The organism is Tunturiibacter empetritectus (assembly GCF_014201375.1).
GTDB lineage: Bacteria > Acidobacteriota > Terriglobia > Terriglobales > Acidobacteriaceae > Edaphobacter > Edaphobacter lichenicola_D.
In genome coordinates this window covers 641,837-653,354 of sequence record NZ_JACHDZ010000003.1, presented here as the reverse complement: position 1 = coordinate 653,354, position 11,518 = coordinate 641,837, and the positions used below count along the sequence as shown (strand labels likewise).

At 57.0% G+C, this 11,518-nt stretch carries 11 protein-coding genes; 8 read left to right on the top strand and 3 right to left on the bottom strand.

Annotation, left to right across the window (positions count from 1 at the left end; translation table 11 throughout):
- The first annotated feature begins 110 nt into the window (after positions 1 to 110).
- Positions 111 to 998 carry a tetratricopeptide repeat protein gene (locus tag HDF10_RS11845; RefSeq protein ID WP_260177829.1) on the top strand — a complete coding sequence of 296 codons (888 nt, stop codon included), beginning with the start codon at positions 111 to 113 and terminating at the stop codon, positions 996 to 998.
- 85 nt (positions 999 to 1,083) lie between these two features.
- On the opposite strand, the gene HDF10_RS11840 is transcribed toward HDF10_RS11845, so the two are convergent.
- Positions 1,084 to 2,274 carry a potassium channel family protein gene (locus HDF10_RS11840; RefSeq protein WP_183813546.1) on the bottom strand — a complete coding sequence of 397 codons (1,191 nt, stop codon included), beginning with the start codon at positions 2,272 to 2,274 and terminating at the stop codon, positions 1,084 to 1,086.
- 274 nt (positions 2,275 to 2,548) lie between these two features.
- Here HDF10_RS11840 and HDF10_RS11835 point away from each other — a divergent pair, with 274 nt between their 5' ends.
- Positions 2,549 to 2,920 (top strand): response regulator, encoded by a 372-nt coding sequence (locus HDF10_RS11835; RefSeq protein ID WP_183813544.1) that lies wholly within the window; start codon positions 2,549 to 2,551, stop codon positions 2,918 to 2,920.
- On the opposite strand, the gene HDF10_RS20955 is transcribed toward HDF10_RS11835, so the two are convergent.
- Complete coding sequence (locus HDF10_RS20955; protein ID WP_260177856.1) at positions 2,917 to 3,057, bottom strand: hypothetical protein; 141 nt, start codon at positions 3,055 to 3,057, stop codon at positions 2,917 to 2,919. The genes HDF10_RS11835 and HDF10_RS20955 overlap by 4 nt on opposite strands.
- Between HDF10_RS20955 and HDF10_RS11830 the strand changes: the two genes are divergently transcribed.
- From HDF10_RS11830 to zwf, 6 genes are all read left to right on the top strand, one after another.
- The gene (locus tag HDF10_RS11830) at positions 3,004 to 3,156 is read left to right on the top strand and encodes a DUF2905 family protein (protein WP_260177853.1); all 153 of its coding nucleotides are present in this window, start codon (positions 3,004 to 3,006) and stop codon (positions 3,154 to 3,156) included. The two genes, HDF10_RS20955 and HDF10_RS11830, sit on opposite strands and share 54 nt — an antisense overlap.
- A gap of 292 nt (positions 3,157 to 3,448) precedes the next feature.
- A complete protein-coding gene (xseA, locus tag HDF10_RS11825) occupies positions 3,449 to 4,843 on the top strand; it encodes an exodeoxyribonuclease VII large subunit (protein WP_260177828.1) in 1,395 nt (464 codons plus the stop codon).
- The gene (gene glmM / locus HDF10_RS11820) at positions 4,840 to 6,186 is read left to right on the top strand and encodes a phosphoglucosamine mutase (protein WP_183813538.1); all 1,347 of its coding nucleotides are present in this window, start codon (positions 4,840 to 4,842) and stop codon (positions 6,184 to 6,186) included. The genes xseA and glmM overlap by 4 nt, the downstream gene beginning before the upstream one ends.
- A gap of 335 nt (positions 6,187 to 6,521) precedes the next feature.
- Positions 6,522 to 8,156: a glucose-6-phosphate isomerase gene (gene pgi, locus HDF10_RS11815; protein WP_183813536.1), complete on the top strand. Its 1,635-nt coding sequence runs from the start codon at positions 6,522 to 6,524 to the stop codon at positions 8,154 to 8,156.
- 81 nt (positions 8,157 to 8,237) lie between these two features.
- A complete protein-coding gene (gene gnd / locus HDF10_RS11810) occupies positions 8,238 to 9,260 on the top strand; it encodes a phosphogluconate dehydrogenase (NAD(+)-dependent, decarboxylating) (RefSeq protein ID WP_183813534.1) in 1,023 nt (340 codons plus the stop codon).
- Positions 9,261 to 9,285: 25 nt separating this feature from the next.
- Positions 9,286 to 10,692, top strand: coding sequence for a glucose-6-phosphate dehydrogenase (gene zwf, locus HDF10_RS11805; protein WP_183813532.1), 1,407 nt, complete (start codon positions 9,286 to 9,288; stop codon positions 10,690 to 10,692).
- A gap of 31 nt (positions 10,693 to 10,723) precedes the next feature.
- Here the strand turns inward: zwf and HDF10_RS11800 are convergent, their stop codons facing one another.
- Positions 10,724 to 11,479: a DeoR/GlpR family DNA-binding transcription regulator gene (locus tag HDF10_RS11800; protein ID WP_183813530.1), complete on the bottom strand. Its 756-nt coding sequence runs from the start codon at positions 11,477 to 11,479 to the stop codon at positions 10,724 to 10,726.
- Positions 11,480 to 11,518 lie beyond the last annotated feature (39 nt).

The following is an 11,518-nucleotide window of genomic DNA, read 5'->3' as shown; positions in this document are numbered from 1 at the left end:
GGGCGCAATTCCTTCGGGTACAAGTCTTCGCCTCTACCGTGGGGCTGTCAACCCTCTGGAGAGGGTACAGAGATAGTGGTTCAAATTCAGGGCATAGAGAGTGCACGGAATTGCCTCATTTTGCGCGCGTTGCTGATTTTGAGGCGATTCAGGCGCGGGCGAGTCGCACTTCGATTACCGCGCTGATAGACTTAAAGTTCTGCGCTGTGACTTCGCGCTACCAGATCCCTCAACGCGGGACGAGCAAAAAGGAAGAACAAGACAAAGTGGACCAGCAGACCAAGCAAGCTCTCAAGCATGACCAGTTCGTCGATACCACACAGCATGGCCTTGAGTGGGCCAGCGAAAACCGCCGCTCCGTGATCGCTACCAGTGCAATTGCCCTCGCGGCGATCCTGGTGGTGGTGGGTGGCTTTCTGATCTATAACAGCCGCGCAAATCAGGCTTCCGTGGCCTTTGGCGCAGCCATGCAGGCTTACCAGACGCCGCTGGCAGCGCCTGGGCAGCCGGTGCCTGCTGGGGTGAAGACGTATGCGTCTCCGACCGAACGGGCTAAGGCGGCCAATGATCTTTTCATGGGCGTCGCGGACAAGTACGGTATGACCCCGGATGGCAAGGTGGCTCGCTACTTTGGTGGGTTGACCTATATGGAAGAGGGACAGAACGGCCCGGCGGAGAGCACGCTGAAGCAGGTGGCGGGTGGTTGGAATGGGGATCTTGCGGCGCTCGCGAAGCTTTCGCTGGCACAACTCTATCGCCAGACGGGGCGTGATTCTCAGGCTGTGGATATCTATAACGAGCTGACGGCCAAGCCGACGACGACTGTGCCTTCCGGCCTGGCGCAACTGCAGCTTGCGGAACTGTATGAGGCACAGGGGAAGCCTGAGCTGGCGAAGAAGATCTATGCGCAGTTGAAGGACAAAGACGCTAAGGGCGCTGCCGGGACGCTGGCTGCTCAGAAGCTGAATCCTGCGCCTGCGGGGCCTGCTGGTCAGTAGCTTTCTGGATACAGATTTGGAAAGAAGTTCGGGATGCGAGGGCTGTACGCCTTGCATCCCGAATCTTCGTTGTGGGTTGCGGGAATCAGCCGTGGTCTTCGTCGGGAAAGAAGGGCGTGCGGTCGCCTGCGGACTTCATGGCTGTGGCGGCGTCGGTTCGCATTCTGGTCAGAAGACTCCACTGGTCGTTTACTTTTGGGGGCGCGACCCAGACGGGGAGGGGCAGGCGCAGGTATTCGGAGAGACCGTGGGCGTGAGGCTCGTAGAGAGCACGGATAGTGTGGAGGCGTTTTGCCGCGGCGGGATCGCCACAGAGCCGGAGCTGATTTTCGCCAAGCGCCTCGCAGAGATGGTAGAAGTCTTTGGACGGGAGGCGGTCGGGGTCGGTTCGAGGCTGTCCGGGGTTGCGTTCGAGAACTTCGAAGACCTCACCGATATCGATGAGGGCGTGGCGGGACATGACGAAGGTGAGTTGGGCCTGGCGGGAGTGGGTGCCTTCGATGACCGAGATCAGGAGGGCGCAGGTGTCGAGGATTGAGATGAGGGCGGCGAGCCAGCTCTGGGTGTCGTGCTGCGAGCGGTAGAAGCAGAGAATGGGGTAGGAGATGTGCGACTCGAGGATCTCGGCGGACCAGCGCTCCCACTCCTCCAGCAGATCGATCAGGGCTTCTTCGCTTCCTTCGAAGGCATGGCGGCGGAGTAGTTCGGCGGCGTTGGGAGGGGAGCCGGCGCGTGCATCGAGGAGGGCAACGTTGATCTCGCGATGCGAAAATGCCTGATAGAGCACAGGAAGATAGCCGATGACGAGGGCGACGAAGCCGAGGCCTACGCCGGACTCGAGGATAATGAAGGCCCGTGCGAGAAGACTATGGGGGACGACATCTCCCAGGCCGAGGGTGAAGAGGGTCGTGCCGCTTACGTAGAGGTCGGTGCCGAACTGTGCCAAGGGGTTGTTGGCGTGGGTCATCATGGCGTCACCAAAGGGGGAATGCATGGAGAAATAAAACATTCCGAAGCCGAAGATTAGAAGAATCGCCCAAAGCAGGAGAAGCAGAAGAAGAGAGAGCGGGCCATAAATGCTGTAGATCTGCTCGCGCAGCTTTTTGTCTGTGGCGCGTTCGGCCATGTAGACCCAGGGGGCCCAGGTGGCGATGAAGAAGATTCGGGTGATTCGAAATCGCCCGGTGGGACGGCGGGGAAGGATGATGGTCTGAAAGGCGTCGAGGGCGACTCCCAGGCAAAAGAGCAGACCGGCGATGAATGCGGCGACGTGCAAGGTGAGATCCTCAATCGATTCGGAGTCAGCGTTCTGTCGTAAACCTTACCAGAGACTGAAGTTGCGATTCTGTACGGGTGAAGTCGCAGGCCGTGGTTCGCAAACTTTCTTTTGCACAGCCTCGTCGTTGACTCTGTTTGAAGAGCGGAGTCTATCTCTTCAGAGATGAAATCATTGAATTTTGATTCGACAAATATGCTTTTTGAGGCCTAGTCTGGATTCTTCAGGCATGTGTTGACGCACGCAACCCGAACGATTCGCACGGAGGGCACCGATGAAGCGAGTTCTGGTGGTTGATGATGACCGTCTTGTAGCCGATACGCTGACTCTCATCTTTGAGAAGAGTGGTTTCAAGGCGATGGCCGCTTACTCCGCAGATCAGGGACTGGAGTGTTCTCGCGAGTTTGAGCCAAATCTTCTTTTGTGTGATGTGTCCATGCCTGGCCGGGACGGACTGTCGCTGGTAAACGATGTGACGCGGGAGCTGCCGGCGTGTCGCATCCTTATGCTGACCGGTTTTTATTCCAATCTGAAGAGTGTGCGGGAGCGGGCCAGTACCTTGTCGCGACCTGTAGGCATTCTTACCAAGCCGTGTCAGCCTGCGGAGCTTCTGCGTGAGGCTTCTGCGCTGCTGGCGACTGCTTAGAGTGGTGCAACATGCCTGACCTGGGTCGTACTCTTGTCATCCTCGGGTTGCTGCTGGCTCTGGCAGGTGCGCTCATCCTCGGGTTGAATCGCCTGAATCTTCCCCTTGGTCGTCTTCCTGGTGACCTTAGCTGGCATGGGCGGGTATGGTCGGTTTCCTTTCCCATCGCAACTTCCATTCTGATCAGTGTTCTTCTGAGTTTGCTTCTTTGGTTTGTGGGACGGCTGCGCCGTTGACCGTCTGATTGGCTGCGTCGCGATGCTAGACTCAGGCAAGATGTCCGAACGGGAAGACAATCCGCCGACACTGGCCAGCCTGCGAGCGCGGCGGGGGAAGGTCCGGACCCAAAGACGGTCGACGTCGAAGACCTCGACAATCCCTGCGCCGGACCCGCTGCTCCAATCGGAGCTTTTCTCTTTCTTTGAAGAAGACGGCGCAATAGCGGTTGTTGCTTCTGCTAAGCCGGTTTCTGGCAGAGAAGAGTCTTGCGAGATTGCGATAAAGCCCACCCCGCGAAGTATTTCGGACATGAGCGAACGGGCAACAGAGCGTCGTATCTGGAGCGTTCACGCGCTTGTGATGAACATAAGGCAGGAGATTGAAACGGCCTATGGCGATCTTTGGGTCGAAGGTGAGATCTCCAACTGCAGGCCGGCACCCTCTGGCCACATCTACTTTACGCTGAAGGATGGCGAGGCTCAGTTACCGGTGGTGCTGTTTCGCCGTCAGGCAGGACTGTTGCGCTTCCGGCCTGAGGATGGGCTTGCCGTTCTGGTTCGCGGCCGCGTCTCGGTGTATGAGAGCCGGGGGCAACTCCAACTCATTGGGGAAACGATGGAGCCTCGCGGTGCCGGTTCGTTGCAGCTTGCGTTCGAGCAACTGAAGGCGCGATTACTGGCGGAAGGACTCTTCGACGCGGAGCGTAAACGGCAGCTGCCTTCGTTTCCGAAGTGCGTTGGCATCGTTACTTCGCTGTCCGGCGCGGTAATTCGCGACATCGTTACGGTAGTTCGCCGTCGCCATGCGCGGCTGAATCTGTTGGTATATCCCGCTATGATGCAAGGTGCCTCCAGTCCGGAGTCTGTTGCTGCGGGGATTCGCTGGTTCAATACCAACTCTTCGCTAGTCGATGCCATTGTGATTGCGAGAGGGGGCGGCTCGATGGAAGATCTTGCCGGCTTCAACGACGAGGCGTTGGCGCGCACAGTTGCCGCGTCCGCGCTTCCTGTGGTCTCGGCGATTGGCCACGAGACCGACTTCACGATTGCTGATTTCGTTGCGGATCTTCGTGCGCCGACGCCGTCGGCTGCTGCGGAACTGATTACTGCCGCTCAACATCGCATCGAGGAGCGCGTTGCTGCGTTGGGCGCGAGGGTGAAGCGTGCCGGAAGATTCCATTTGATGCATGCGAGACAGCGCTATACACGACTCTCTGCAGAGGCGGTTTTGAATCGATTGCGAGATACAGTCAGCCGGAAGGATCAGCGGCTCGACGAACTTCGCTTTCGTCTTGACGCGGCTGCGCAACGATGTCTTCGCGTTCCCGCCCAACGTCTGAATGCGGAGAGCGACCGTCTTCGCCGCCAGGATATCTCTGTTCGCATCGCCGCGACGAACCATCGTTTGCAGGCCGCCACACAGCGGTTGCAGCGCACCGCGATGGAGAACGTTGGCGGCCGTCGTACGCGGGTTGAAAGGGCATCGACGAGGCTTGATGTACTGTCGCCGCTTGCGGTTTTGTCACGCGGCTATGCTCTGGTGTACTTGCAAGGTGGCGCTGGAGACGGCACGTTGTTGCGTTCTTCTACAGATGCTGCGCCGGGCCAGACGATACGTGCGCGGCTTGCACAGGGGACGCTTGAAGCCGAAATAACTCAGACTCAGAGGGACGAAGCAAACATAATGGAGACCAGCAAGTCATGAAGAAGCTCTTTGGAACCGACGGCATTCGCGCTGTCGCTGGGCAGTCGCCCCTTGATGCGACTACGGTATACGCTATCGGACTTGCACTGGCGCATATTCTCGGCGTGAAAACTCCGAGGCCCCGCGTGTTGCTCGGGATGGATACTCGCGAGTCGAGCGAATGGATTGCCGCAACGTTGACTGCCGGGCTGGACGCGGGCGGTGCTTCTGTTGAAAGCGCTGGTGTGATTACGACCCCGGCTGTTGCGTTCCTTACGCATACTCATGGCTTCGCAGCCGGCGTCGTTATCTCGGCCTCGCATAATCCGTGGCAGGACAATGGCATTAAACTCTTTGGACCAGATGGTTATAAGCTTCCGGATGCGGTGGAGCTTGCGATCGAAGAGGAGATCTTCCGCCAACTTGCGGCGTCGAGGGCTGTGCCGCAAAGGACTGTGCCGCCTGCTGTGAATGAGGCCGATCGCGCAGAGTATGTTCGCTTTCTGCTGGCGTCCGTCCCAGAGCTTTCACTGGATGGGAAGCAGATCGTGGTCGACTGTGCCAACGGGGCTGCTTCGTCGGTCGCGCCTCAGTTGTTCTCCGACCTCGGCGGAGAGGTTTTGATTACCCATGCCAGTCCCGACGGGAGAAATATCAATGAGGCTTGCGGTGCGTTGCACCCGGAGATCGTTGCCGAAAAGGTGAAAAGCTGCAAAGCGTCGATGGGCATTACGTTTGATGGCGATGCCGACCGTGCGCTCTTTGCAGATGAGCATGGTCGGGTTGTGAACGGGGATGCGGTGCTGCTGCTCGCGGCACGCGATTTGCAGCGTCGTGGACTTTTGACGAACTCGACGGTGGTTGCGACGACGATGTCTAACATGGGGCTTGAGGCGGCACTAAAACGCAGCGGAATTGAGATGCTTCGCGCCGCGGTAGGCGACAAGTATGTTCTTGAGCAGATGATCGCCACAGGGGCGGCCCTGGGAGGAGAACAGTCCGGCCATATTATCTTTAGCGGACGCAGCACGACGGGGGATGGACTGCTGACGGCGTTGCTGTTGCTGGATGTCGTACATCGGAGCGGGAAGTCTTTGGCGGAGCTTGTGGCAGATCTGAAGGTTTTTCCGCAGGTAATTGTGAACGTCAAAGTGCGCGAGAAAAGACCGCTTCAGGGGATTCCGAACGTGGCAGCTGCAATTCGCGCCGCCGAGGTGGAACTTGCTGATTCGGGTCGAGTGGTGATTCGTTATAGCGGCACCGAGGCGCTGGCCCGCGTGATGATCGAAGCGGAATCAGAGCCATTGATGCGGCACCATGCCGATACGATTGCGGCCGCGATACGGACTGAGATCGGGATCTGAAGGACCTGCATCTAACTGATCGCGGCGGCCGTCTAGGATGCAAGACCTGTCCAATCCTTGTTTCGGAGAGTGGTAACTTATGCCGTCGAAGTGTGTCTTATGGGCGATGAAATAGGTCAGCTTTTTTATGGAATATCTATTTGCATTTCGAACATCAATAAAGAGATGCTGGAGTTGGGTCCGTGGATTTGTATAGGCTGCTTTCCGGGAGTCTTCGTTAAAATTGCGGGAATGTTACAGGTTTTTCCACCTTCCCTCTTCAACACGATATTTGTAACGGGAATGAATAGTAGTCTGGTCTGGCGGAAACAAACAGAGATGCAAGGAGTATGCAGATGACGACGAAATTGACGCCGCTGAGTGAGCGTTCAGCATGGAAGGCACTGGGTGCTCATTATCAGAAGATCAAAGACACTAAGCTTAAAGCATTGTTTGCTGATGACCCTGGGCGGGGAGAGCGTTTTACCCTTGAGGCTGCGGGCATCTTTCTCGACTACTCGAAGAATCGCATTACGGACGAGACGCTGAAACTTCTGGTTCAGTTAGCGGAGGAGTCGGGACTGAGGGCGCGGATCGACGCGATGTTCCTCGGGGAGAAGATCAATATCACCGAGAATCGGGCAGTGCTGCATGTTGCCTTGCGCGCGCCGAAGGGTGAAAAGATCGTCGTCGATGGCGAGGATGTTGTGCCGGCGGTTCATGCGGTACTGGACAAGATGGCGGCCTTCGCGGATCGGGTGCGGAGTGGGGCGTGGAAGGGACATACGGGCAAGCGAATTAAGAACGTCATCAATATTGGGATAGGCGGCTCGGATCTTGGACCGGTGATGGCGTATGAGGCGTTGAAGCACTATAGCCAGCGCGATATTACGTTCCGCTTTGTGTCGAATGTAGATGGAACGGACTTTGTTGAGGCGGTGCAGGATCTGAATGCAGATGAGACGCTGTTTCTCGTCGCCTCGAAAACCTTTACGACGCTGGAGACAATGACGAATGCTCACTCGGCGAGGGACTGGTCGCTTGCTGGATTGGGTGGTGATGAGAAGGCGGTTGCGAAACACTTTGTCGCGATTTCGACGAGCGCCAAGGAGGTTGCGAAGTTCGGCATTGATACGGCAAATATGTTTGAGTTTTGGGACTGGGTCGGCGGCCGATACTCGATGGATTCGGCAATTGGGCTGTCGACGATGCTGGCGATTGGGCCGGATAACTTTCGCGCGATGCTGGATGGGTTTCATCAGATGGATGAGCACTTCCGCACTGCACCGTTCGCCCGCAATCTGCCAGTTTTGCTGGGGCTGCTAACGGTCTGGTACACCGACTTCTTCGATGCGCAGACGGTTGCGATTCTGCCGTATGAGCAGTACCTGAAGCGGTTCCCGGCGTATCTCCAGCAGCTGACGATGGAGAGCAACGGAAAACATGTAACTCTTGATGGCACACATGTTACGACCGAGACAGGGCCGATCTACTGGGGCGAGCCTGGGACGAATGGTCAGCACTCGTTTTATCAGCTGATTCATCAGGGGACGCGTTTGATTCCTTGCGATTTTATTGGATTCTATAAGACACTCAATCCGCTGGGGCAGCATCATGACATGCTGATGGCAAATGTGTTTGCGCAGGCTGAGGCGCTGGCGTTCGGCAAGACGGCGGAGCAGGTGAAGGCTGAGGGGACGCCGGATTGGCTGGTTCCGCATCGTGTGTTCGAAGGCAATCGTCCGTCGAACGTGATTCTTGCGGATCATCTGACTCCGGAGGTGCTGGGCAAGTTGATTGCTCTTTATGAGCATGCGGTGTTCACGCAGGGTACTATCTGGAGCATCGACTCTTTCGATCAATGGGGCGTTGAGCTTGGGAAGGTGCTGGCCCAGAAGATTATTGGAGAGCTTGAGAGCAAGACGGAGCCTGCGCTTTCGCATGATACTTCTACAACGAATTTGATTCGGAGATACAGGAAGAACAAATAAGGGTCGGCGGCTGCGGTTGCAAGAAAACTCTGCACCGTTTTGATGTTCAGTGAACCAGCAAGTATTGGGAGGGAGCGTTCAATGCAACTTGGAATGATAGGCCTGGGCAGGATGGGAGCCAACATGGTGAAACGGTTGGCTAAAAATGGGCATGAATGCGTTGTCTTCGACAGGTCGCAACAGGTTGTCTCTGACCTTGCGAAGGAGAAGGGCGTCACGGGAGGAACTTCGCTTGAGGACTTTGTTAGCAAGCTGTCCAAGCCGCGCGCTATCTGGCTGATGATTCCTGCGGGAGTGGTGGATCAGACGATCGCTGAACTGGTGCCTCACTTGGAGAAGGACGACATTTTGATCGACGGTGGGAATTCGTATTACATCGACGATATTCGCCGTTCCAAAGAGCTTGAGCCCAAGGGAATCCGTTATGTCGACGTGGGCACCAGTGGAGGCGTCTGGGGACTGGAGCGCGGGTACTGCATGATGATTGGCGGACCGAAGGCCGTTGTGGAGCATCTGGATCCGATCTTCAAGACGATTGCACCTGGGGTGGGCGATATCCCCAAGACTCCGGGGCGTGAGAAGGTTGGTGGCACGGCGGAGATGGGGTATTTGCACTGCGGCGAGACTGGCGGCGGACACTTCGTCAAGATGGTGCATAACGGAATTGAGTACGGGATGATGGCGGCGTATGCCGAGGGGCTGGGCGTACTGAAGGCGGCTGACATTGGCAAGCACACGGCGGAGATCGATGCTGAGACGACGCCGTTGCGCGATCCTGAACACTATCTTTACGACTTCAACCTGCCTGATGTCGCCGAGGTCTGGCGACGCGGGAGCGTGATTGCGTCGTGGCTGCTGGATCTGACCGCGTCTGCGCTGATTGTGGACCCTGAGCTTTCGAAGTATGGCGGAAGAGTTTCGGATTCTGGGGAAGGCCGCTGGACGATCAAGGCTGCGATTGATGAAGGCGTTCCGACTCCTGTGCTGACGACGGCGCTCTATTCGCGGTTTAGTTCGCGAGGTGAGGCCGACTTTTCCAACAAGCTGTTGTCTGCGATGCGCTTTGCCTTTGGCGGCCATCTTGAGAAGCCACACGAAAAATAGTCTTGGGACTTGAAGGAGAAAACTCGTGAGTCAATCTCATTCCGATGCGCTAGTCTTCTTTGGTGCAACCGGCGATCTTGCTTATAAGAAGATTTTTCCGGCGCTTCAATCGATGGTCAAGCGGGGCACGCTCAACGTGCCGGTGATTGGCGTGGCGAAGGCTGGATGGAACCTTGATCAGTTCAAGGCGCGCGCCCAGGACAGTCTCGAGAAGCATGGGGGGCTAGATCCGGACGCGTGGGCGAAGATGAGTGCGCTGCTGCAGTATGTCGATGGAGACTATGTGGATCCCTCGACGTTCGTTGCGGTGCGAAAGGCTCTGGGTTCGTCGGAGCGACCAGCACATTATCTGGCGATTCCTCCTTCTCTGTTTGAGGAGGTTGTCGAACAGCTTGTGAAGTCGGGTTCGGCCAAAGGCGCGCGGATGATTGTGGAGAAGCCGTTCGGACATGATCTGGCTTCGGCGCAGGAGCTGAATCGGATTCTGCTGTCTGCGTTTCCCGAGTCGTCGATCTTTCGCATCGATCACTACCTGGCGAAGGGCCCGGTTCACAATATGGTGTCCTTTCGCTTTTCAAATGCGTTCCTGGAACCGATCTGGAATCGCGATTATGTTGAGACCGTTCAGATCACGATGGCGGAGGACTTTGGGGTTCAGGGCCGTGGGGGGTTTTACGACCAGACTGGCGCTATTCGCGATGTGATTCAGAACCACATCTTCCAGGTGATGTGTAATCTTGCGATGGAGTGTCCTGCGCGCGGCGATGCTGAGTCGATGCGTGATGAGAAGGTGAAGGTGCTCAAGGCAATTCCACCAATTGAGGCGAAAAACCTGGTTCGCGGGCAGTTTCGTGGCTATCTCGATGAGAAGGGTGTTGCGCCTAACTCCAAGGTGGAGACGTTTGCTTGTCTGAAGCTTGGGATTAACTCGTGGCGATGGGATGGCGTTCCTTTTTACATTCGTGCCGGAAAGAATCTTCCGGTGACGTGCATGGAGGTGATGGCGCGGTTTCGCAAACCACCACACACGAACATCACGGAGCCGAACACGGCGCAGAACTATATGCGCTTCCGGATCAGTCCCGAGATGACGGTGGCGATGTCGGTCTCGATTGCGAATGAGCTTGAGGGTTCGGGTCGCGAGTCAGTGGAACTAATTGCTAGCCGCCACCCGAGTCCAGAGGAGATGGAAGCGTATGAGCGGGTGTTGACGGACGCGATTGCCGGGGACGCTACGTTGTTTGCGCGACAGGATTACGTTGAAGAGGCCTGGCGGATTGTCGATCCTGTTTTGAAGGAAGATACGCCTGTGTATGTTTATGAGCCTCACACGTGGGGTCCGGAGGAGGCAGGTGATCATCTTGTTCCGTGCTGCGGATGGGACAAGCCGCTTGCCCAGGAGCCGGATGACTTCAGGGTTGTCGCAAGATAATGAGAGAGCCTCGGCGGTGGCCGGGGCTCTCTCAGGCTCGTGTGACGGTGATTCCGAGCTTTTCGTAAGGGCGCAGAAGAGTCTTTTCCGCAGAGCGTTCTGTGATGATGCCGCTGATCTCTGTGAGCGGGACGACGACGTAGGGTGAGGCTGCGTTGAGCTTTTCGGTGGAGGCAAGGACAATGGTTTCTGCTGCTGCGTGGCTCAGGGCTCGCTTGATCGCGGCTTCTTCGTAGTCGCCTGTGGTGAGGCCGGTTTTTGGATGGATGCCGGTGACTCCCATGAAGTAGGTGTCTGCGTGGATCTGAGCGATGGCCTCGATTGCTGAGGCTCCGACGGCGACGACGGAGTGGCGGAAGAGACGTCCCCCGATGAGGATGACTTCGATGTTCTGATGGTTGATGAGCTCGAGGGCGATGGTGGGGCTGTGGGTGACGATGGTGGCCTTGAGGTAGAGAGGAATGTGGCGTGCGACTTGTCTGGCGGTGGTGCCGCCGTCGAGGAGGATGACCTGACCGGGTTGAATCATCTTAGCTGCGGCGCGGCCGATGGCTACTTTGCCCTCGGGGGCGATTCGTTCGCGGCTGGGAAAATCTGCGACGGCGGGAGAGGCAGGGAGGGCTCCGCCGTGAACGCGTTGGAGGAGGCCCTCGTGGGCCATTTCGCGAAGGTCGCGCCGGATGGTGTCTTCTGAGACGCCCATGGTCTGGCTCACTTCTTTTGCGATGACTTGGCCCTGGCGCTTCAGGATGGAGAGGATCTGCTGTTTTCGGTGAGTGGTTAACATTTTCCTTTTCACGATAATACTTGACTTTGCACGAAACTG

Coding starts and splice junctions, on each gene's coding strand:
- HDF10_RS11835 (WP_183813544.1), top strand. CDS start 2,549: ATGAAGCGAGTTCTGGTGGTTGATGATGACCGTCTTGTAGCCGATACG.
- HDF10_RS20955 (WP_260177856.1), bottom strand. CDS start 3,057: ATGCCAGCTAAGGTCACCAGGAAGACGACCAAGGGGAAGATTCAGGCG.
- xseA (WP_260177828.1), top strand. CDS start 3,449: ATGAGCGAACGGGCAACAGAGCGTCGTATCTGGAGCGTTCACGCGCTT.
- glmM (WP_183813538.1), top strand. CDS start 4,840: ATGAAGAAGCTCTTTGGAACCGACGGCATTCGCGCTGTCGCTGGGCAG.
- pgi (WP_183813536.1), top strand. CDS start 6,522: ATGACGACGAAATTGACGCCGCTGAGTGAGCGTTCAGCATGGAAGGCA.
- gnd (WP_183813534.1), top strand. CDS start 8,238: ATGCAACTTGGAATGATAGGCCTGGGCAGGATGGGAGCCAACATGGTG.
- HDF10_RS11800 (WP_183813530.1), bottom strand. CDS start 11,479: ATGTTAACCACTCACCGAAAACAGCAGATCCTCTCCATCCTGAAGCGC.